Annotated in this window: 18 protein-coding genes; 9 read left to right on the top strand and 9 right to left on the bottom strand. The window is 73.2% G+C overall.

Annotation, left to right across the window (positions count from 1 at the left end):
• The first annotated feature begins 76 nt into the window (after positions 1 to 76).
• From ACYP53_RS38900 to ACYP53_RS38925, 6 genes are all read left to right on the top strand, one after another.
• Complete coding sequence (locus ACYP53_RS38900; protein ID WP_459650866.1) at positions 77 to 547, top strand: GreA/GreB family elongation factor; 471 nt, start codon at positions 77 to 79, stop codon at positions 545 to 547.
• 201 nt (positions 548 to 748) lie between these two features.
• The gene (locus ACYP53_RS38905; RefSeq protein ID WP_189914033.1) at positions 749 to 895 is read left to right on the top strand and encodes a hypothetical protein; all 147 of its coding nucleotides are present in this window, start codon (positions 749 to 751) and stop codon (positions 893 to 895) included.
• Between the two features lie 36 nt (positions 896 to 931).
• Positions 932 to 2380, top strand: coding sequence for an MFS transporter (locus tag ACYP53_RS38910; protein WP_459650867.1), 1449 nt, complete (start codon positions 932 to 934; stop codon positions 2378 to 2380).
• Positions 2368 to 3291 carry a formate dehydrogenase accessory sulfurtransferase FdhD gene (fdhD, locus tag ACYP53_RS38915; RefSeq protein WP_189914035.1) on the top strand — a complete coding sequence of 308 codons (924 nt, stop codon included), beginning with the start codon at positions 2368 to 2370 and terminating at the stop codon, positions 3289 to 3291. Before ACYP53_RS38910 ends, fdhD begins: the two co-directional genes overlap by 13 nt.
• Entirely contained in the window at positions 3292 to 4209 is a 918-nt protein-coding gene (locus ACYP53_RS38920) for a LysR family transcriptional regulator (protein WP_459650868.1), read from the top strand.
• A gap of 258 nt (positions 4210 to 4467) precedes the next feature.
• Positions 4468 to 6759 (top strand): FdhF/YdeP family oxidoreductase, encoded by a 2292-nt coding sequence (locus ACYP53_RS38925; RefSeq protein ID WP_459650977.1) that lies wholly within the window; start codon positions 4468 to 4470, stop codon positions 6757 to 6759.
• A gap of 130 nt (positions 6760 to 6889) precedes the next feature.
• Here the strand turns inward: ACYP53_RS38925 and ACYP53_RS38930 are convergent, their stop codons facing one another.
• From ACYP53_RS38930 to ACYP53_RS38950, 5 genes are all read right to left on the bottom strand, one after another.
• Positions 6890 to 8191, bottom strand: a complete 1302-nt coding sequence (locus ACYP53_RS38930; RefSeq protein WP_189914037.1) for a YhgE/Pip domain-containing protein — start codon at positions 8189 to 8191, stop codon at positions 6890 to 6892.
• Positions 8192 to 8441: 250 nt separating this feature from the next.
• Entirely contained in the window at positions 8442 to 8909 is a 468-nt protein-coding gene (locus ACYP53_RS38935; RefSeq protein ID WP_459650869.1) for a protease inhibitor I42 family protein, read from the bottom strand.
• Positions 8906 to 9277 carry a hypothetical protein gene (locus ACYP53_RS38940; RefSeq protein ID WP_189914039.1) on the bottom strand — a complete coding sequence of 124 codons (372 nt, stop codon included), beginning with the start codon at positions 9275 to 9277 and terminating at the stop codon, positions 8906 to 8908. The genes ACYP53_RS38935 and ACYP53_RS38940 overlap by 4 nt, the downstream gene beginning before the upstream one ends.
• 28 nt (positions 9278 to 9305) lie before the next feature.
• The gene (locus ACYP53_RS38945) at positions 9306 to 10895 is read right to left on the bottom strand and encodes a peptidoglycan-binding protein (protein WP_459650870.1); all 1590 of its coding nucleotides are present in this window, start codon (positions 10893 to 10895) and stop codon (positions 9306 to 9308) included.
• Positions 10896 to 10897: 2 nt separating this feature from the next.
• Positions 10898 to 11227, bottom strand: coding sequence for a hypothetical protein (locus ACYP53_RS38950; protein WP_459650871.1), 330 nt, complete (start codon positions 11225 to 11227; stop codon positions 10898 to 10900).
• A 484-nt stretch (positions 11228 to 11711) separates the two neighbouring features.
• Between ACYP53_RS38950 and ACYP53_RS38955 the strand changes: the two genes are divergently transcribed.
• From ACYP53_RS38955 to ACYP53_RS38965, 3 genes are all read left to right on the top strand, one after another.
• Positions 11712 to 12491, top strand: coding sequence for a DUF4232 domain-containing protein (locus tag ACYP53_RS38955; RefSeq protein ID WP_459650872.1), 780 nt, complete (start codon positions 11712 to 11714; stop codon positions 12489 to 12491).
• A gap of 110 nt (positions 12492 to 12601) precedes the next feature.
• Entirely contained in the window at positions 12602 to 13939 is a 1338-nt protein-coding gene (locus tag ACYP53_RS38960) for a helix-turn-helix domain-containing protein (protein WP_459650873.1), read from the top strand.
• A gap of 87 nt (positions 13940 to 14026) precedes the next feature.
• The gene (locus ACYP53_RS38965) at positions 14027 to 14746 is read left to right on the top strand and encodes a TetR/AcrR family transcriptional regulator (protein ID WP_459650874.1); all 720 of its coding nucleotides are present in this window, start codon (positions 14027 to 14029) and stop codon (positions 14744 to 14746) included.
• 160 nt (positions 14747 to 14906) lie between these two features.
• On the opposite strand, the gene ACYP53_RS38970 is transcribed toward ACYP53_RS38965, so the two are convergent.
• The 4 genes from ACYP53_RS38970 to ACYP53_RS38985 all read right to left on the bottom strand — a co-directional run bounded on the left by ACYP53_RS38970 (position 14907) and on the right by ACYP53_RS38985 (position 20664).
• Positions 14907 to 16544 carry an amidohydrolase gene (locus ACYP53_RS38970; protein WP_459650875.1) on the bottom strand — a complete coding sequence of 546 codons (1638 nt, stop codon included), beginning with the start codon at positions 16542 to 16544 and terminating at the stop codon, positions 14907 to 14909.
• Positions 16545 to 16642: 98 nt separating this feature from the next.
• Positions 16643 to 18067 (bottom strand): APC family permease, encoded by a 1425-nt coding sequence (locus tag ACYP53_RS38975; RefSeq protein WP_189914138.1) that lies wholly within the window; start codon positions 18065 to 18067, stop codon positions 16643 to 16645.
• Between the two features lie 262 nt (positions 18068 to 18329).
• A complete protein-coding gene (locus ACYP53_RS38980) occupies positions 18330 to 19295 on the bottom strand; it encodes a hypothetical protein (protein ID WP_459650876.1) in 966 nt (321 codons plus the stop codon).
• Positions 19296 to 19428: 133 nt separating this feature from the next.
• A complete protein-coding gene (locus ACYP53_RS38985; RefSeq protein ID WP_459650877.1) occupies positions 19429 to 20664 on the bottom strand; it encodes an MFS transporter in 1236 nt (411 codons plus the stop codon).
• Positions 20665 to 21290: the final 626 nt, after the last annotated feature.

Here is a 21290-nt window from a genome sequence, read left to right on the forward strand (position 1 = left end):
GCCGGGGACCGGGCGGGGTGGGGTAATGGGGATGACCGGTGCTTGAGGGTGTGAGTGAGAGACCCGGGAGCTTGTGATGAGCGGTGGGCCGGAACCGATCAGTGCCGAGGGCCTGCGTGCGGTGCAGGAGGAGTTGGCGCAGCTGCGGGCGGATCGCGAGGAGGTGGCCGCGACCCTGCGCGGGGTGGACCCGGTGGGGGACCGGGCGGATGCGGCGGACGAGTTGCAGCGCGCGTCGGAGGTGACGCGGCTGGACCGGCGGATCGTCGAGCTGGAGGGGCGGCTGCGGGAGGCGTCCGTGGCCGGGGCGCCGTCGACGGAGGTGGTGGGGGTGGGGTCCACCGTCACCGTCCGGTTCGCGGACGGCGTGGAGGAGACCGTCGAGATCTCGGAGCTCGCCGAGGAGCGGGAACTGACCCTGGTGACCTTCGACAGCCCGCTCGGGAAGGCGCTGCTCGGGCGCCACGCCGGGGAGACGGTGAACTACGAGACGCCGGGCGGCGCGACCAGTGCGGTCGTGCTGTCGGTGGGGAGCGGTCCGGAGTAGTCGGGCCCCGGCCTCGGTCGGTACGGAATTCCCGATTCCTTGACCGGAGTTATCCGTCAAGCCTGTCCAGGGCATTGTGAAAACTCCCGATAAGCACCGCCTATCACGTCACAGGAATGACCTCTTTGACGCGGGGATATCGCGGCCGACACACTGGAAAAGGAGGAAATCGAGGAACCCGGGAATGGGGCAGAGCAGCGCATGAGCAGCAACGACGCCGAGGCCGCGTCCCGCCGGGTGACCGCTGAATTCCTCCGCGAGCATTCCGCCGCCGAACTCGCCTTGCTCATCCGCCTTGAGCCGGCACCCTCATCTGCCCTGCCCTCGGCCCCGGCCCCGGTCGGCTGAGGGACAGCGCGAGAACCGCGAGAACAGAGCAAGCAGATGCCCACCCGCCGGTTCCCCCGCCGGTTCCCGCGCTGGCTGCCGGCGGCGGCCGCCGTGGCCGTCGCCGCCTGGGGCGCGAACCAGTTCACCGCCCTGGCCACCGTCTACCGGGCGCGCACCGACTGGTCGGCGCTGTCGCTGGCCGCGATGTTCTCGGTCTACCTGGTCGGGCTGGTCCCCGGGCTGCTGCTGGGCCGTCCCGCCGCCGACCGGTACGGCCGTCGGCGGGTGGTGCGCGGTGCGCTGGTGCTGTCCGCCGCCGCGAGTGCCGTCCTGGCCGCCACGGACGAGCCGGCCGTCTACCTCGCCCGGCTGGCCACCGGCTTCGCCGCCGGGCTGGTCTTCCTGGCCGGGACGGCCTGGCTCCGGGAGCTGTCCGGCCCGTCCGTACCGACCGCGGCCCCCGCCCGCCGGGCGATGTACGCCACCGGGGTCGGCTTCTCGGCGGGCGCGCTGGCCTCCGGGGTGCTCGCCGAGTGGCTGCCGGACCCGACGGTGCTGCCCGCGCTCGCCCACGCCCTGTGCTGCCTGCTGGTCCTGCGTGCCACCCGGCGCCTGCCGGAGACCGCGCCGGGAACCACGCTGGGGACCGCGCCGGGAACCACGCCGGGGACCGCGCCGGGCCGCCGCCCCGAACCGGGCGACGCGCACCGCTCGGCCGTCCGGCACCCCCGTTTCCGCTACGTCGTCCTGCCCGCCAGCCCCGCCGTCCTCGGCTCCGCCACCGTGGCGTACGTCGTGCTGCCCCCGCTGGTCGCCGACCGCGTGCCCGGCTACGCCCCGCTGTTCGGCGGCCTGGTGGCGGCGCTGACGCTCGGCACCGGCGTGCTCGCCCAGCCCTTCGCGGCCCGGCTGGACGACCACGGCAGCGCCCGGGCCACCCTCACCGCGATGGCCACCGTGATCGCCGGACTGCTGGTCGGCGCCCTCGCCGCCTCCCGCGACTCGGTGGCCCTGGTGGTCGCGGCCGCCGTCGTCCTCGGCGCCGGGTACGGGCTGACGCTCGGCGCGGGCCTGCACGAGGTGGAACGGCTGACCCCGCCCGCGAAAGGCCCCAGCCCCGGCTCCGGTCCCACCTCCGGCCCCGTCCCCGGCCCCGGCCCCAGCTCCGCCTCGCTCTACCAGAGCACCACCTCCAGCGGCTTCCTCACCCCGCTGCTGCTCGCCGGAACGGCCGGCCACGCCTCCTACCCGACGCTGCTGACCGGCATGGCCGCGGTGGGCCTGCTCTGCCTGGCCGTCACGGCCGCGCACAGCCGCCGCCACCTGCCCGGACCGGACCACGTGGCGCACCCCGGCGGCCGGAGGAGCGAGGATTCATCCGTGGAGTCCGCCGTGGAGTCCACCACGGAGTCCGCAACGACGGGGGCGACCCCACCGCCGACACCGTCCACGATGCAGCTCGCACCGACCGATCCGAGGAGCCGACGACCATGGGCCGAGTGACCGTACCGCGCAGGGTGCTGCGCCTGCGCCAGGGCACGCCCTCGTACCGCCCCGACACCCTGGCCGCCGAGGAGCCGATGGAGATCCGGGTCGGCGGGCGCCCGCTGACGGTGACCATGCGCACCCCCGGGAACGACTTCGACCTGGCGGCCGGCTTCCTGGTCAGCGAGGGTGCCCTGCACGCCGCTCACCAGGTGGCCGGGATCCGCTACTGCGCGGGCGCCACCGCCGACGGCGGCAACACCTACAACGTCGTCGACGTGGTGCTCGCCCCGGGGGTGCCGGCCCCCGACGCCTCGCTGGAGCGCAACTTCTACACCACCTCCTCCTGCGGTCTGTGCGGCAAGGCCAGCCTGGACGCGGTGCGCACCACCGCGCCCTGGAGCGTCGCCGAGGACGGGCTGCGGGTCACCCCCGCCCTGCTCTCCGCCCTGCCCGACCGGCTGCGCGCCGCCCAGAAGGTCTTCGAGAGCACCGGCGGCCTGCACGCGGCCGGACTGTTCGACGCGGACGGGCGGCTGCTCTGCCTTCGTGAGGACGTCGGCCGGCACAACGCGGTCGACAAGGTGATCGGACACGCCCTGCGCGAGGGACTGCTGCCGGCCCGCGGCACGGTGCTGATGGTCAGCGGCCGGGCCTCCTTCGAGCTGGTCCAGAAGGCGGTGATGGCGGGCATCCCGGTGCTCGCGGCGGTCTCCGCGCCCTCCTCGCTGGCCGTGGACCTCGCCGAGGAGACCGGCCTGACGCTGGTCGGCTTCCTGCGCGGCGAGTCGATGAACGTCTACACCCGCACCGACCGCATCGACACCGGGCCCGTCGACGCCGCGCGCGCCGACACCGAGCCCGCCGACCGGGCCGACAGGGACCGCGCCGACACCGGGCCCGCCGACACCACCCGGAGAGCCGAGTAGATGCTCTTCCGCCAGCTCGAGTACCTCGTCGCCCTCGCCCGGGAGCGCCACTTCGCCCGGGCCGCGCAGGCCTGCCACGTCTCCCAGCCCGCGCTCTCCGAGGCCGTCCGCAAGCTGGAGGAGGAGCTGAAGGTACTGCTGGTCCGGCGCGGCCGCGCCTACGAGGGCCTGACCCCGGAGGGCGAGCGGATCGTGCTGTGGGCGCAGCGGATCCTGGCCGACCGGGACGCCCTGCGGGACGAGGTGGACGCGCTGCGCACCGGCCTGAGCGGACGGCTGCGGATCGGCTCGGTGCCGACCGCCTCCGGCGCCGTCTCCCTGCTCACCGGCCCGCTGTGCGCCGCCCACCCGCTGGCCACCGTGGAACTGTCCACCGACCTGCGCTCCGACGAACTCCTGCGCCAGGTACGGAACTTCGAGATCGACGCGGGCATCACCTACCTGCCCGAACCAGGCTCCGACGGCCTGCGTACGCTCCCCCTGTACGAGGAGCGGTACGTCCTGCTGACCAGCCTGGCCGACGGGCCGGCCCGCCACCCCGAGGCCACCTGGGAGGAGGCCTCCCGGCTGCCGCTGTGCCTGCTGCACGCGGGCATGCAGGGCCGGCGGGTGCTGGACGAGGTGTTCGCGGGCCTCGGCCTGGCGCCGACGCCGCGGGTCGAGACGGACTCGGTGGCCTCGCTCTTCGCGCACGTGCGGACCGGGCAGTGGGCGAGCGTCGTGCCGTACGCCTGGCTGCACGTGTTCGGCGTGCCGCCCGGGATGCAGGCCGTCCCGCTGGTGGCGCCGGTGCACGGCGCGCCGATCGGCCTGGTGATCGCCGCCCGGGAGCCGGGCTCGGTGATGGCCCGCGCCCTGCTGGAGGTCGCCCGGCGCACCGACCTCGCCGCCGTCCTCGGCAGCCTGCCGCCGGGGTAGGGCACAGGAACCAGGCACCGCCCGCGTACGAGCCGGGCTCCCGGCGGCTCCGCTCGCCGGGCCCGACCGCCCGGCGTAGCCTCGACCCGAACGCCGGGCGTCCATCGAGCGCCGCGCTCCCCGGGTCTCCGTGCTCCGGGAGCGCCGTGCTCCCCCAGTTCCGTGCCCCGCCCGCCGCGCCCCAGATCCGAGCGACGGAAGGCGAGTGCCGTGACCACCTCCGACGACCCCGTGACCTCCTCCTCCGACGACGATGACGTGCCCGCCACCCCGCGGGAGGACGTCGGCCCCTCCCCCGAGGGCGCGCCGCGGTTCTCGCCGTACCACCACCCCGCCGCGGGCTGGGGCGCGGCCAAGAGCGTGACCCGCTTCCTGGCCCGCGAGGGCGCGTACGTGGACGGGCCGCGGGCGGTCATGCGGATGAACCACGAGAACGGCGGCTTCGACTGCCCCGGCTGCGCCTGGCCCGACGACACCAAGGGCCTGCACCTGGACATCTGCGAGAACGGCATCAAGCACGTCACCTGGGAGATGACCCGCAAGCGGGTCGGCCGCGAGTTCTTCGCCGCCCACTCGGTGACCGAGCTGTCCGGGTGGAGCGACTTCGCGCTGGAGGACCAGGGCCGGCTCACCGAGCCGATGGTCTACGACGCCGCCACCGACCACTACGTGCCGATCGGCTGGAAGGACGCCTTCGAGCTCGTCGGCCGGACGCTGCGCGGGCTGGACGACCCGAACCGGGCCGCGTTCTACACCTCCGGCCGGCTCGGCAACGAGGCGACCTTCCTCTACCAGCTGATGGCCCGCGAACTGGGCACCAACAACCTGCCCGACTGCTCCAACATGTGCCACGAGGCCAGCGGACGGGCGCTGCAGGCGGCGCTCGGCACCGGAAAGGGCACCGTCGACCTCAAGGACTGGGAGGTCACCGACGCGCTGTTCATCCTGGGCGTCAACGCGGCCTCCAACGCGCCCCGGATGCTCACCTCGCTCGCCGAGGCGTACAAGCGCGGCGCGCAGATCGTGCACGTCAACCCGCTGGTCGAGGCGGCGGCGACCCGGACGATCATCCCGCACGACTTCACCGACATGGCGCTGAACAGGTCCACCCGCACCGGCACCCTGAACCTCCAGCCGCGCATCGGCGGCGACATGGCGCTGCTGCGCGGCATGGCGAAGGCGATCCTGGAGCAGTCCGCCACCGACGACAAGGCGCTGGACCGGCTGTTCGTCGACCGCCACACCAGCGGCTTCGAGGCCTACCGGGACATCTGCGAGTCCACGCCCTGGGAGGAGATCGAGCGCCAGAGCGGGCTGGACCGGGCCGAGATCCTCAAGGCCGCCCGGATCTACCGCGACGCCGACCGCTCGATCTTCAGCTGGTGCCTGGGCGTCACCCAGCACGAGCACGGCGTCGACACCGTCCGGGAGATCGTCAACCTCCTGCTGCTGCGCGGGAACCTGGGCCGCGAGGGCGCCGGTCCCTCCCCGGTGCGCGGGCACAGCAACGTCCAGGGCAACCGCACCTGCGGCATCGACCACCGGCCGGCCGGGGAGTTCCTGGACCGGCTCGCCGAGGTGTGCGGGATCGAGCCGCCGCGCGAGCACGGCCTGGACACCGTCCGCACCATCGAGGCGATGCGGCGCGGCGAGGTCACGGTCTTCGTCGGCATGGGCGGCAACTTCGCGCTCGCCGCCCCGGACTCGCCGTACACCTACCAGGCCCTGCGCACGTGTGAACTGACCGTCCAGGTGAGCACCAAGCTCAACCGCAGCCACCTGGTGCACGGCCGGGCCGCGCTGATCCTGCCGTGCCTGGGCCGCACCGAGAAGGACCACCAGCGCGCCGGGGTGCAGTCCACCTCGGTCGAGGACTCCATGAGCATGGTCCACCTCTCGGTCGGCATGAAGAAGCCGGCCTCCTCGCACCTGCTCTCCGAACCCGCGATCATCGCCGGGATGGCCCGCGCGGCACTGCCGGACAGCCCCACCCCGTGGGAGTGGTACATCGAGGACTACGACCGGATCCGCGACACCATGGCGCGGGTGCTCGACGGCTTCGAGGACTTCAACCGGCGGGTACGGCTGCCGCTGGGCTTCCGGATCAAGCAGCCGGCCCGCGAACTGGTCTTCCTGACCCCCTCCGGCAAGGCCGAGTTCTCCACCGCGCCGCTGCCCGACGTCGTCCCCGAGCCCGGCACGCTGGCACTCGGCACGATGCGCTCGCACGACCAGTGGAACACCACCATCTACTCGGACGACGACCGCTACCGGGGCGTCAAGAACCTGCGCACCCTGGTCTTCCTGAACACGGACGACATGCGCGAGCGCGGCATCGAGGAGTTCGACCGGGTGGTCGTCACCAGCACCGCCCGGGACGGCAGCACCCGCACGCTGACCGGCTACCTGGCCGTCCCGTACGACATCCCGCGCGGCTGCGCGGCCGGGTACATGCCGGAGATGAACGTGCTCTGCGCGATCGGCGACTACAGCACGCAGAGCGATCAGCCGATCATGAAGCACCTCAAGGTGACCGTGACGAAGGCATGAGCACGTCTCATACCCGGACGTATGAGCAACTCTCATGCGCGGAGGCATGAGCAAGTCTCATGGGCAAACACATGAGGTCCGCTCATGACGTTGCCATGAGCGGACCTCATGCCGCGCCCCGTCCGACGGCTCAGTCGGTCGGCTGGGGCGTCCAGCGGTGCAGGCCCTTGCGGTCGTAGTAGCGGGTCATCGCGAAGCCGAACGCCACGGCCAGCACCGTGCCGACCGCGATCATGATCCAGCCGCGGGTCAGCCCGGCGTCTCCCCGGGCGTCGAAGAAGAGGATCGCCCGGATGCCGTCGCTGAGCTGGCGCATCGGCTCGAAGCTGCCCAGGAAGCGGTAGAAGTCGGGCACCGCCTGCAGCGGGACGGTCGCCCCGGAGGAGGGCAGGGCCAGCGCGATGAAGACGAACATCGACACCAGCTGCCCGATCCCGCCGAACGCGGCGTTGATCGCCTGGACCCCGAGGCCGACGGCGAGGCTCGCGCAGTAGGCGAAGAGCCAGAGCATCGCCTGGTGCGGGGCGTCCATGCCGAGGACGCCGACCGTGCCGAGCATCACCAGGGCGGTGGTGAGCAGCATGATCCCGGCCGTCATGATCATCTTGAGCAGCAGGGTCTGGGTGCGGTTGATCGGGACCGTCGGACGACGGGTGTGCCAGGGGCCGATCTCGCTGTCGCTGTAGCCGAGCGCGCCGTCGACGCCGTTGTGGATGATGTTGCCGCCGATGAACCCGGTCAGGACGGCCAGCAGGGTGAAGTAGAAGGCGCTCAGGCCGAGCCCGCTGTGGCTGCCGATCGGGTGACCGACCTGGGTCGCGACGGCGATCGGGTCGGTCAGCAGCAGGCGCGCGGTGGCGCCGAGGTCCGGCCCCGGGGTGGGCGTCGCCGGGACGGTGGCGAGCAGTTCCCGGCCGGCCGCCTGGGAGGCCTGGTGGACGGCGTTCTGGGCGATCTGGGCGGCCATCGAGGAGCCCAGGCTGCCCAGGCCGGGGTTGGTCAGCACGGTGACGGTCGGCCGCTCGGTGGCCCCGCCGGTGACCAGCGCGGTGACGGTGGCGGTGAAGCCCCGGGGGACGACCAGCGCGCCGTAGACCTTGCCGGAGGAGAGCTGGTCGCGCACCCCGGCCTCGTCGACCTGCTTCCAGTCGACGGTGCTGTCGGGCGTGCCGGCCACGATCGCCTTGGTCAGCTGCGTGCCGAGGTTCGCCGGCTGGCCGGGCGGCGGCGCGCCCTGGTCGGCGTTCACCAGGGCGATGGGGAGCCGGTGCAGGTGCCCGGTCGGGTTGACGATGCCGCCCATGTAGAGCAGCGAGAGCACGAGGGCCAGCAGGCCGCACAGGATGCTCGGGAAGAGCCACAGTTTCGGGTGCCGGGCGAGCGCCAGCGCCCGCGCCTGCCGGGGAGCCCCCTGGGAACCTTCGGTCGTCATGCCATCCCTCGGGTCCGGGCACGACCTGGTGCCGCTGCCGGTACGGCGGGAAGTCGTTCCGTGGCGACCGGTCGGCCAAACCTGCATCACCCGGCCGGCCGCCACCCGAAGCCGCCCCTCCCCCGGCCGCTCCCCCGATCCCTGGCCCCACCTGCACCCCCGGCCGATCCCCGTCCAGCCCCGCCCGGCCCCGCCCCGAACCCGGACGCCGGGCCCGGACGCCGGTGCCGGACGCCGGTGCCGGCCCCGGTCAGCGCACGTCGACGGTGAACTGCCGCTCGTCCCGGTCGGATCCGTCCCCGCCGGTGCCGTCCGGGCGGGCGGCGCGGTGGGGGTTGTGCAGGGTGATGGTGGCGCGGCCGGGGTGGGGGCCGGCCCGGAAGACGAAGTAGTAGCGGCCGCCGGAGCCCGCCGAACCGGTGGCGCCGACCAGGTCCCCGAGGCCGAAGTTCTTGACGTACTCGTCGCCCACGGTCCGGACGGCCTCCGGGTCGGGCGCCGGGTCGGCGACCGTCCAGATCTGGCCGGTCACCCGGTGGGCGCTCACCTCGACGGAGAACAACTCGCCCGGTTTGACCGCCAGTTCGCCGGAGTCCTGGGTGAACACCGTGCCGTGGTCGAGCTTGCCGGTGGTCATCCGGTGGACCACCACCGCACCCACCGCGCCCGCGACGGCCGCCAGGGCGACCAGCGCGATCAGGATCCGACGCCACCTCACGCGCTCGCCTCCCGGTGGGTGACCCGCAGCGCCAGCACGGCGGCGACCGCGTCCAGCCACCGGGCGACCAGCAGGTCCCCGGTCGCGTCGCCGGTGACCAGCGCGGCCGCCTCCAGCCAGCCGCGCGCGACCGCGGCCGCCGGGCCGGGCAGCGGCTCGGGCAGGGCGGCGGCGTAGCGGGTGCCGCCGGACCGGACCACCTCGCCGAGGAAGACCAGGGCGCGCGGCATGGCTCCGAGCCGGTCGACGGTGATCGCGGCGGCCACCGCGCCGTCGCCGAACAGCGTGGCCCGGTGCGGGCCCGGGGCGGGCAGGCCGAAGCGGAGCAGCACCTCGACGTCCAGCTCGGCCAGGCTCGCGTCGCTCATGGGATGGGGGGTCGTACTCACTGCGGCCTCACTCGGGCATCTGGACGTGGTCGGCGATCGGCATGTCGCCGCCCTGCGCCGCCCCCTCCATGTGGTTGTTGACGAAGTCGCTCTCGCTCACCCAGACGGTGTAGCCCCAGGGGTTGTAGATCTCCAGCTGGTCGCCGCGGTGCCCGATGATCATCATCTGGTGGCCGTCCGGACGGAACCAGGTGTCCTCCTTGACCCCGATCGGCACCGGCTTGCCCTGGTCCACCGCCGACTCGACCTTGGCCAGCACGTCCTTGCGCTGCTCCGGACCCTCCAGGTCGACGGTGTGATAACCCGCACCTGTGTGCTTGCCGATCTCGTCGTTGGCGGCGTCCTTGGACTCCCCGTCGCTCATCCCGTCCGACCACTCGTTCCACCAGTTCTTGGTGTCGTAGACGCGGTCGGTCTCCTTGAGCCAGCGGTCGTACGCGGCCTTGCCGTTGTCGTACTTCGGGTCGCCGGGGTGCCCGCCGGTGGTGAGCTGGAGGGAGTAGAGCGGGTCGACCATCGCCCGGGCGGTGACGGTCGAGCCGGCCACGCAGGTCGGCTTGTCGCCCTGGTTCCACGCCACGCCCATGTACGAGGTGTCCCGCTGGTTGGTGGAGGAGGAGTCGATCTGCACCGGTGAGAGGCGCTGGGCCAGCCAGGAGGCGTCGCCGCCGTGCTCGTGGATCTGGTCGTCGAAGGCCTTGATCTCGTCGTAGCCGTGCCCGGCGGCGAGCGCCTTCATCAGGTAGGCGCGCTCCTCGGGGGACTTGCTGCCGGCCAGCAGCTGGTCGAAGCGGGCCCGGTCGGCGTCGCTCATCTTGTCCATGAACTGGCCGGCCCGGGTCACGTCGTTGGCGGTCAGGATGGTCCCGAACTGGTCGCTGCCGGCGACCTCCGCGTCCACGATGACCAGCTTGTCCGCGGCGCCCAGGCCCTTGTTCTTGAAACGGGCCGCCAGCGCCTTGTCCGCCAGCGCGTTCAGCTCGCGGGCGGCGGCGCGGCCGGCGTCCTCGGCCTTCACCGCGGCGTCGAAGATCGACTTGATGCCCTCCTTCGCCTTGGCGTGGGCGGTGTGCATCGTGTCGTCGTCCCAGTTGAACGGGTCCGGCGCACCCGAGACGGTGATGTCGTGCAGCAGCTTCAGCGCCTCGCTCAGCGGCGCGTGGCCCTGCCCGTGCAGGGTCTGCGCCTCGCTCAGCGCGGCGGCCAGCGCGGTGAGCTGGTCCCGGCCCTTGCCCAGCATGTCGCGACAGCGCGTCAGGTCGTCGGCGGAGGCCTTCACCACCTCGGCCGCCTTCTCCCCGACCTGCCCGGTCCAGGCCTCCGGCAGGTGCTCGGCGCTCACTCGCGCCACCTTCATCTGGATGACGTCCAGCTGGCTGCTCGCCGTGTTGTACGCGGCGGCGAACTCGCCGAGCTTGCCCGGATCCCCCTTCGGGGCGGGCAGCTGCAGGGCGTCGTGCACGGCGTACTTGAGGTCGCCGGCGCCCCACATGCCGTGCGACTCGTCGATGGTCTTCTTGAGCCGCTCGGCCTGCTGCCGCTGGTTGCCCAGGTCGACGCCCCACGGGCTGAGCGGGTTCGGGCTGTGGTCGGGCACCGTCACACCCCCTGCGGCCGGTACTGCTGTTCGACGCCGTGATCGGTGGTGCTGTAGTTGGCCGCGGTGGTGTGCACCTTGCCCCCGAGGTCCTTCAACGCGTCGACGTTCACACCCAGTTCGTCCTGCCAGGCCTGCCAGAACGCCTTCGCCGCGTCACCCGCGCCGTACTCCCCGAAGGTCCCCTCGCCGGACATGCCCAGCTTCCCCAGCGCGTCCTTCACCGAGCCCACGTCCGTACTGGCCGCCACCAGCTGGTCACCCGCGTCCCCGAGCTTCTCCGGATGGGCACTGAACCCCACCCCGGCCCCGGCCCCGCCGCCGTCACTCATGCGTCTCCCCCGATTCCCCGTCGTTCCTCCGTGGAGCGGCGGTCAGCATAGCGGCAGTTCTTCCGCCCACCCCGGGCCTGAACACCGGCTTGGACGGGTGGTCGCACAACCCGCCCGATCTGCGCGGAACGATCACAGGACCGAGGGAATCCCTTGGGGAAGCCCCACACCCGCGCGGGCCTCGGATCCGCAGCGCGGTCGACCCCCACAGGGGCCCGCCCGGTCCTGGGCAGAGCTGTCACACACGTGGGCCGGTGGGTGTCGGCGGGATTGCCCCTTCGGGGTGGTCCGGTGTTCCGGCGGGGTGTTCCAGGGTGGGGTGTTCTCGCAGGTGGGAGGGGGTGGAACTGTTCCAGCGTCCCGTGGTCGCGGGGAGGGGTGGCGGGTGGGGCGGGTGGCGGGTCAGGGTGGTGGTCGACGGCAGGTGGCGATGGCCCCGCCGTCCGGTTCCGCTCCTTCACCCACCACTGTCACGGGGGAACCCATGTCCGTTCGTCGTGCCTTCTTCGTTCCGGCCGTCCTCGCTCTCGGGGCCGCGCTCAGCCTGACCGCCTGCCAGTCCGGGGGCGCCGCGGGCGGGGCACCGCAGTCCGCGCCGCCGACCCGGGCGGCCTCGGCCCCCGGTTCCGCCGCACCCGCCGTTCCGGCCGCCGACCCCGCCGGTGCGGCGCCGGCACCGGCCGCGCCTGCCGCGCCGGCGGCGAACGGCACCCCGGCCCGGCCCAAGGCGCCCGCCACGACGTCTGCCGCGACGCCCGCCCCGGCCGGTGGCGGGGACGCGGGCGGCGGGGAGGCGTACGCCTACTCCCACCCCTGCGAGGCGAAGAAGCTGTCGGTGCGGGTGACCACCCGGGCCGAGGCACCGGGCCAGCGGGTGATCGAGGTGCGCAACCAGGGCACGACGGCCTGCGGGCTGAGCTACTACCCGCTGCTGAGCCTCGGTGACTCGCACGCCGCCGACCGGGGCAAGGACGTCAGGCCGCTGGTGCCCGGCGGGCTGGGCGGCGCCCCGGCGTACCCGGTGGCGGCCGGTCAGACCGCGTACGCGGTGCTGGACCTCAACCCGGGCGGTACGGCCGGTGGCGCCGTGGCCGGGGCCGACGAGCTGAACGTGCTGGCCGACGGCGACCACATGGCCGCCGCGGACGCCCGCAGCTTCCCGCTCGGCAGCGGCGCCAAGGTCGGCAAGCCGAAGCTGGGCCTGTACCGGAGCACCGTCGCGGACGCCGCCGCGTCGGCCGCCGGCGCGGACCGGCAGTCCTGACCAGGGCCGCTGTGCTCACCCTCCTCCGGGCGCTGCCCCGGCGAACCGGTACCGTGAACCGCGGATCCGACGGGATCCGCGGCCGGTCCGGGGTGAGGGGTACGCAGCGCATGGGCGTGGAGACCGATGAGTTCGCGGCGATGCTGCGGGAGCTGAAGGAGCGCTCCGGACGCAGCTACGGCGCGCTGGCGACCCGGCTGCACGTCAGCACCTCCACGCTGCACCGCTACTGCAACGGCGCGGCCGTCCCCGCCGAGTACGCGCCGGTGGAGCGCCTGGCCCGGGCCTGCGGGGCGGGCGACGACGAGCTGGTCGACCTGCACCGGCGCTGGCTCCTGGCGGACGCGGCGCGGCGGCGGGAGGCGGCCGGGGCGGTGGCGAAGCCGTCGCCGGAGCCGACGACCGAACCCGAAGCCCAAGCCCAAGCCCAAGCCCAAGCCCAAGCCCAAGCCCAAGCCGAACCCGCCGAACCCTCCACCGCCTCCCCGGCGGCCGAGGAGGTGGAGCCCGTGCACCCCGTGGCCGTGCCCGTCGATGCCCGCCGCCGTCCCGGCCGGACCCGCGGCCGCGTGCTGCTGAGCGCGGTGGCCGTCGCGGCCGTGGCCGCCCTGGTCTCGGTCCTCGCCCTGCGCGACACCGGCGGCACCCCGGCCGCGTCCGGCGCGCCGACGACGGCCGGTCCGGTCGGTGACACGGCAGCACCCACGGCCGTACCCACAGCGGCGCCCACCGCGCCCGGCACCACACCCACCACGGCGCCGACCACCGCCCCCGCCGAGGCCACCCCCACCGCCCCGCCCGGCACAGCCGCCGAGGAGGACCAGGCCCCGTTCCACGTCAACGTCCTCACCAACAACTGGGGCCACCCCTGCGGCCAGTGGTTCCTGACCCCCCGCACGCCCGCCCAGGTGCCCCCGCCGCCGGACACCGCCGCGCGCACCGACAGCTGGGCGGCCGCGCAGCACGCCATCCCCGCCGGGCACCTGCGGCTGGAGCTGACCGCGCAGGGGGCGGACGCCACGGCCGTGGTCCTGAGCACCATGTCGGTGCGCATCGTCAGCACCCAGCCCGCCCCGAAGTGGAACGCGTACACCCCGGGCGGGGGCTGCGGCGGGAACCTCGCCCCGGCGTCCTTCGCGGTGGACCTCGACGCGTCCGCGCCGCGCGCGGTCCCCGTCCCGGGCCTGGAGGGGACGAAGAAGACCCCGGTGACCGACTTCCCCTACAAGGTGTCGAGCACCGACCCGCAGGTGATCGACGTGGACGCCACCACCCGCTCCCAGGACGTCAGCTGGTACCTGGAGCTGACCTGGAGCACCAGCGGGAACCGCCACGGCACCCTCACCGTGAACGACAACGGCCGCCCGTTCCGCACGGCCGGCCTGCACGGCGCCCCGAGCTACTTCTACAACGGCCGCGCCTGGACCCCGTCCCCCGCCGAGGACTGACCGGCGGCCGCCCCGGCCCACTCCGCCTCGGCCTCCTCTATGTCGACCTCTTCTCTACGTCAACGTCGTTGACATAGCCTGGAGGGCATGACCGACCGCGTAGTCCCCGAGCCGGAGCGGAGACGCCGGCGCCCCACCAAGCGGGGCGTCGTCCTCACCGCCGAGCTGATCGTCGACACCGCGCTGCGCCTCATCGGACAGCACGGCGCGGACGCGCTCACCGTACGGCGGCTCGGGGCCGCCCTGGGCGCCGACCCGAGCGCGGTCTACCGCTACTTCCACAGCACCGACGACCTGCTGCTCGCCGTCGCCGACGAACTCATCGGCCGCGCCCAGCACGCCTGGCAGCCCACCGGCGACTGGCGCGCCGACCTGCGCGCCATCGGCCTGCGCATCCACGCCGCCTACCAGGCCCACCCGCAGGCGGCCCTGCTCGCCGCCCACCGCACCACCGGTCGCACCCACGAGGCCGCCGCCGTCGAGGCCATCCTCGGCGTGCTGCGCACCGCCGGGTTCCCCGACCTCGAGGCGGTCCGCGTCTACCACGCCTTCGTCGACCAGAGCCTCGGCTTCGCCGCCCTGGACGCCGCCGCCCTCGCCCTCCCGGCCCCCGCCGCGGCCGCCGACCGCCAGGTCTGGCAGGCCTCCTACGCCCGCCTCGACGCCGCCACCCACCCCCACATCGCCGCCACCGCCGACCTCCTCACCACCGACATGCGCCGCAGCGGCTACCCGTACGCCCTCGACCTGCTCCTCGACGCGGCCGAGGCCCGGCTGCGGGCGGTGGGCGGGAAGCGGGAGGACTGACCCGGCACGGGACCGGCCCCGGGCCGGTGACGCGGCACCGCCGGCGGTGAGCCCCCGTGTGCCCACCACCGGCGGCCGTCCCGCCCCTGTCACCAACCCCGGCCCCCGGCCGCCCATTCCCCGGCCGCTCGTTCCGCCGGGATCGGCCCGCCGGCCGGACTCAGTCCGTCGCGTACACCAACTCCCCGCCCACGTACGTCCGTTCCACCTTCGCCCGGGCGATCTCCTCCGCCGGTCCGGTGAGGATGTCCCGGTCGAGCACGACCAGGTCGGCGAGGTGCCCGACGGCCAGCACGCCCGCGTCGTCGTGCCCGTTCACGTGCGCGGACCCGGCGGTGTACGCGGCGATGGCGGAGCCGAGGTCGAGCCGCTGCTCGGGCAGGAAGACCCGTCCGTCGGTGGCTTCCGGCTCCATCCGGTTGACCGCCACGTGCAGGCCGGCCAGCGGGTCCGGGCTGCTCACCGGCCAGTCGCTGCCCGCCGCCAGGGTGGCGCCGGCGCGCTGCAGGGCGCCGAACGGGTACTGCCAGGCGGCGCGTTCGGGGCCGAGGAAGGGGATGGTCAGTTCGTCCATCTGCGGTTCGTGGGCGGCCCAGAGCGGCTGGATGTTGGCGATCGCGCCGAGCCGCGCGAAGCGGGCCAGGTCGTCCGGGTGGACCACCTGGAGGTGGGCGAGGTGGTGCCGGGCGCCGCGCCACCCGTTGGCGGCGCGGGCGGCCTCGACGGCGTCCAGGGCCTCCCGGACGGCCCGGTCGCCGAGGGCGTGGAAGTGCACCTGGAAGCCGAGCGCGTCCAGTTCGGTGACGTGTCCGCGCAGCGCGGCCGGGTCGACGAAGCTGAGGCCGGTGTTGGCGGTGGCGCAGCCGCAGCCGTCCAGGTAGGGGCTGGTCATCGCGGCGGTGAAGTTCTCCGCGATGCCGTCCTGCATGATCTTCACCGAGCCGGCCCGGAACCGGCCGTTGCTCAACTCCTCACGCCGCCGCACCAGTTCGGGGATCTGTTCGGCGCCCAGGTCGCGCTGCCACCAGAGCGCGCCGGTCACCCGGGCGGTCAGCGCGCCGGAGCGGGCCGCGGCCAGGTAGGCGTCGGACGGGTCCGGCTGGCCGTTGAACTCGCCGAGCAGCGCGTCCTGCCAGCCGGTGATGCCGAGCGAGTGCAGCAGCCGCTGGGCGCGCAGCAGCCCGTCCAGCCGGTCGGCGGCGGTGGAGGGCGGCAGCAGCCGGGCGACCAGGCCGGTGGCGCCCTCCTGGAGCGTGCCGCTCGGGGTGCCGTCGGGCTCGCGCTCGATCCGTCCGTCGGCCGGGTCGGGGGTGTCCCGGGTGAGGCCGGCGAGTTCCAGGGCGCGGGTGTTGGCCCAGGCGCCGTGGTGGTCCCGGTTGGTCAGGTACACCGGGCGGTCCGGGACGACGGAGTCGAGCAGCTGCCGGGTCGGCAGTCCGCCGTCGAAGCTCTCCATCGACCAGCCGCTGCCGGTGATCCACTCCTGCCCGGGGTTCGCCTCCGCGTACGCCCGGATCCGCTCCAGGTAGTCGGCGACGCCGACCGTCCCGGTGAGGTCGCAGACGGCCAACTCCGCGCCGCCGAGCACCGCGTGGATGTGCGCGTCCTGGAACCCGGGCAGCAGCAGTTTGCCGGCGAGGTCCACGACCTCGGTCTTCGGACCGATCAACTCCCGTACCTCGTCGTGCCCGACGGCGACGATCCGCTCGCCGACGACGGCCAGACCGCTCGCCCGGGTGCGGGCGGCGTCGCCGGTGTGGACGGGTCCGCGGGTGAAGACCAGATCGGCCTCGGTCATGGGTGGTGCTCCGTTCGTGCGTCTTGATTGTGTGCGGTGGTGCTCTTACCCGGCGGCTTACCCGACAGGGCGCTACCCGGCGGGGCGGTCGGGGGCCCTCAACTCCCCTCGCCGCCGCCCAGGAAGTACGGCGAGCGCCGCCGCCAGCGGGCCCAGGCCGCGGCCGGGAGCCCGGTGACGACCATCAGCGTCACCACGGTCAGCTCGAACCACCCGTTGTCGGCGGACAGTTCGAAGTGGTCGGTGGAGTCGTAGAAGGTCCAGGCGAGGTAGCCGCCGACGGCGAGCAGGGCCGCCGCGCCCAGCAGCGGGCCGACCACCGCGCGCAGTCCATCCAGCGGGGCCGTGCGCAGCAGCCCGCGGAAGCGGACGGCGGCGGCGATCGCGGTCAGCGCGTAGTACAGGGCGACGATGACGCCGATCGCGTTGACGGCGGCCGAGATCAGGTCGTTGACGGTCGGGATGGCGAGCGAGGCGAGGGCCAGGGCGACGGCGACGCCGGTGATCAGCATCGTGCCGACGGCGGGGGTGGCGTGCCGGGGGTGCAGCCGGGTCCAGACCGGGCCGAGCACCCGGTCGCGTCCCATCGCGTACATCCCGCGGGCGGTCGGGATCACCGAGGACTGCAGCGAGGCCACGGCGGAGAACATCAGCGCGATCAACGGCAGTGCGGCGAGCGGCTGGTGGGCGAGCCTGGTGCCGAAGTAGGTCAGCCCGTGGGCGCCGTTGTCGGCCAACTCGTCGATCGGCAGCACCCGTTGGAAGGCGGTGCCGGCGAGCAGGAACAGCAGCAGCATCACCACCAGGGCGAGCAGGCCGCCGCGGGAGGCGTCGCGCGGGTCGCGCACCTCCTCGCCGACGCTGAACACCGACTCGAAGCCCCAGTAGCAGAACACCGCCAGCACCATGCCCTGGGCGACGGCGTCGAAGGAGGGGATGTCGAAGGGGTTGAACCACTGGAGCGAGAACGGCTGGTCGCCGGCGAACAGCCCGTACCCGCAGAAGCCGAGCAGCACCGCGTACTCGAACACCAGCAGGGCCTTCTGCAGCCGGGCCGCCATGTCCAGCCCGCGCACCGCGACCAGCGCGGCGGCGATCAGGACGACCAGGCCGAGCAGGGTGCACTGGACGGTCGAGTCGGCGTCGAGCCGCAGACCCGCGACGCTGCGCAGGTGCGCCTCCTCGAGCAGCTGGATCACCGAGGAGCCGGTCACGGTGGTGGTGTAGGCCATGAACACCACCGTGCCGACGGTGTTCACCCAGCCGGTGAGGAAGCCCAGCCAGGGGCTGAGGGTGCGCCCGACCCACCGGTAGCTGGAACCGGCGTCCGGCTCCACGGTGTTCAGGCGCCCGTACCCGCCCGCGATGGCCAGGACGGGCAGGAAGGCCAGCAGCATGATCGCCGGCAGGTGCAGGCCGACGACCCCGGCCATCAGGCCCAGGCCGATCCCGATGCTGCTGGTGGCGGCCGTACTGGAGGCGGCGATCACCGCGCCGTCCAGTAGGCCGAGGGACTGCCGCATCGCGACGTGGGAGCCGCTCGCGTCCGCTCTCGGACCGCTGCCCGTGTCCTTCACCGTCGATGCCAACGGATCACCGCCTCGCTCGTGGGGGTGCTGCACGTGTGGGGGAACGCGCGCACCGGAGAGGGGCACGCGCGGGAAGTGCGAGCCATGAAACCGGTGACCCCGTAGAACGTCAATGCTGTTGTCATAAGAACGGAGTCCCGTGCTCCGCCCCGAAGCCCCGGCGCGGCAGGCGGTGGGACGGCAGCCGGTCAGCCGGTCAGCCGGCGAGGTCCTTCAGTGTCACCATCCGGGCCTCGCGGAACCTGCTGCCGCGGAACCGGCCGAGGAGGTCCTCGTGCGGGTCCTCGGTGAGGACGAGCAAGTCGTGCACGCCGCCGCGGACCGCGTCCGGCCAAGCGGGCGGGCGCCCGCGGTGGCCGCCCCAGGTGACGAGCAGGGAGGGGTCGGGCAGGGCGCGCAGGGAGAGGATCCGGTCGGCGAACTCGCCGCCGAGGGAGGGGTCGAGGAGTTCCGAGGGGACGGGTGTGAAGCCCATCCGGTTCTTGAAGGTGAACAGCCCCGGCTGCACCACGTGCCCGAAGAGCGCCGGATCGTTGCCCAGCGAGACGTAGGTCAGCGCGTGCTCGCGGGCGTACGCCATGGCCTCCGCGTAGAGCACCCGCAGCGCGCGGCCGGACCGGGCTCCGGGCGAGGCCGCGGAGAAGCGCATCTGCAGGACCGAGAGCGCGGGCCGCCGCCACCAGATGGACCCGGCGAGCAGCGAATCGCCTTCCCACAGGCCGACGCTCACGTGCTCGTCCGCCGCCGCCAGCAGCCGGTCACGGTGCCGGCGCGCGAAGTTCTTCCCGCGCGGCATGTCCGCGATCTGCCGGTCGTAGACGACCAGGAAGTCGTCCGTGAACTCCGCGGTGAGAGACGGCCGGACCTCCAGCCGCAGCCCGTTCTCCGCGACGAACCTGCGGCCGAGGCGGATGTTTCGGCGCTCGGCGCCGGAGAGCCCGGCGGCGAACTCCTCCTCGGACGCCGCCACCGGCGCGCACCAGTTCAGCCAGCGCGGCCGGGCCACGAACCCCAGTCGGGAGAGGACCTCCTGCGGCACGTCCGCGGAGTCCAGCAGCCGCACCACGTCGACCGGCCTGCCCGCGCCCTCCCAGGCGCGCGCTCCGGCTTCGTCCAGGTCGACCGAGGCGACGACGAGGTGGTCCTGTTCGGCGATCTCCAACGCGCAATCCCTGTCGTGCGATTCGTGGCCGGGGAAATCCGTGTCCTGCGGTCGGGGCCGGCCGGTGAATGTCCGGCCGCCGCGCCCGCCGCTCGTCTTCCACCCATGTTCTTCGTACACCGAGTTCCGGCGGTCACTGCGGTACGGGAATCATGAGGACGGCCCTTTCCCGGTGCCGCGTGTAGACCGCCCAGATCGCGATCGCCACCGCCCAGAGGACCAGGGTCGGCAGCCAGTGGTAATAACCGTCGAACCGGCTCGACCAGGCGTACAGGAAACCGGACAGCGGTACCGCGCCCGTGATGAACATCCGGATCGTCGCATTCACCCGGCCGGCGAATTCGGGTGGAATCGCCTCCTGCCGGTAGGTGATGGACGCCACGTTGCTCACCGCGACGGCGAAGCATTCCACCATGAATCCGCCGATGCGCACCGGGAGCACCGGGACGGCGACGAATGCGAGCCCCGCGAAGGCGACGATCTGGACGGCCAGGATGCGCCGTTCCGTACTCCACCGGGGAAGAATGGAAGGGGCGAGCCGGCTGGCCACCGCCCCCATGAACAGACCCACCGCCATCAGGACCGAGATGACGGTCGTGTTCACCTTGTGGTGGGCGAACTCCGCGATGAGCGCCGGTTCCAGCTGGCCGATCGAGATGTTGATGAGCGACATCGTGACCACCAGCCAGAGGATGTCCCTCTTCACCACCCAGCGGAATCCGACCGCGAGGTCGCGGCGCAGGTTCAGTTCGGTCTGGGCGGAGGAGACCCCGGGCAGCAGCATGGCCACCGCGCCGGCCAGCACGTACAGGCCGGCGATGCACAGACAGGCGACGGACGGGCCGAAGACGGCGAAGCCGACGCCGCCCAGGAGCAGGCCGATCACCTTCGACAGCTCCACCGCCGAGTTCAGTTTGGCGACCGCCACGGGGCGGCCCGGCGCGCTGATCAGCAGCGGGATGAGGACGAACTGGCCGGTGATGGTGCAGGCCACGCTGCCCACCCCGGAGAGCAGCACCAGCAGGGCCACGGCCGGCGGGCTGGAGAGTGTGAGGGCGAGCACGGCCAGGCAGACCGCCTGCTGGACCAGCCCCAGCACCAGCACCGTCCGCTTGTCGAAGCGGTCGATGACCGATCCGACGAACGGGGAGGCCACGTAGCTCACGCCGCGGAGGGCGAACAGGGCCAGGGACATGGCCACGGAGTCGGACTTGGCCAGCACCGCCAGCGGGACGACGATCCCCAGCTGCCAGTCGGCGACCTTGGAGAGCACCGACGACGCGGTGAGGACGCGCAGCACCCGCGTGTCCGACGCCGGGTCGGCCTGCGCGACCGCCACCTGGTCGGCGGGTGCGGGATTCCCTGTCACCGGGCACCTCCGAGACGCCGCGCCGAAACCCCGACGCGCCGCGCCGAAGCACCGACGCGCCACGCGAAAGCACCGTGCCGATGGATTCGGTCACGGTGCGGGAATAAGAAGGGAATGTCGGAGCGGCCGGTCGGCGAGGGGGCGGAATTCGAGTCGAGCAGCGCTGTGCACCTCACTCGAACCCCCCGGTTTCGACGCCCGAACCCAGGACCGCGAATGGAACCGGAGCCCGGGCAAGATCGCACCCATCATGACCACGCCACTGACGAGGTGTCAAGGCTCGCCCTGACGAGGCCGTGTGACAGAAACGTGCGGAACTCGTGAACCACCAAGCCTATGCACCGTTTTGGCGACCTTCCGTCCCATGCGCCAGCTTTGCGGCCGGGCATCCCGGAACTCAACTTCGGTCTCACATGGATCTGTTGACTCTCAAAGCCGGGTCTGCCTATGCTCGACGCCGCGATTTGATCATCGAATATGCCATCCGAGCGCGCCGCCGGTACTCCAGGCAGCGTCTTTCCTCCTGTCCGGCGCACTTCGGCACCACCGAACGGGCCGGGACTTCTCCGTGAAGTCCCGCCCCCCCTTTGATGATTCATGAACCCCGTGGAAGCAGGACACTCCCG

The sequence above is a fragment of the Kitasatospora sp. Ki12 genome (genome assembly GCF_054601375.1).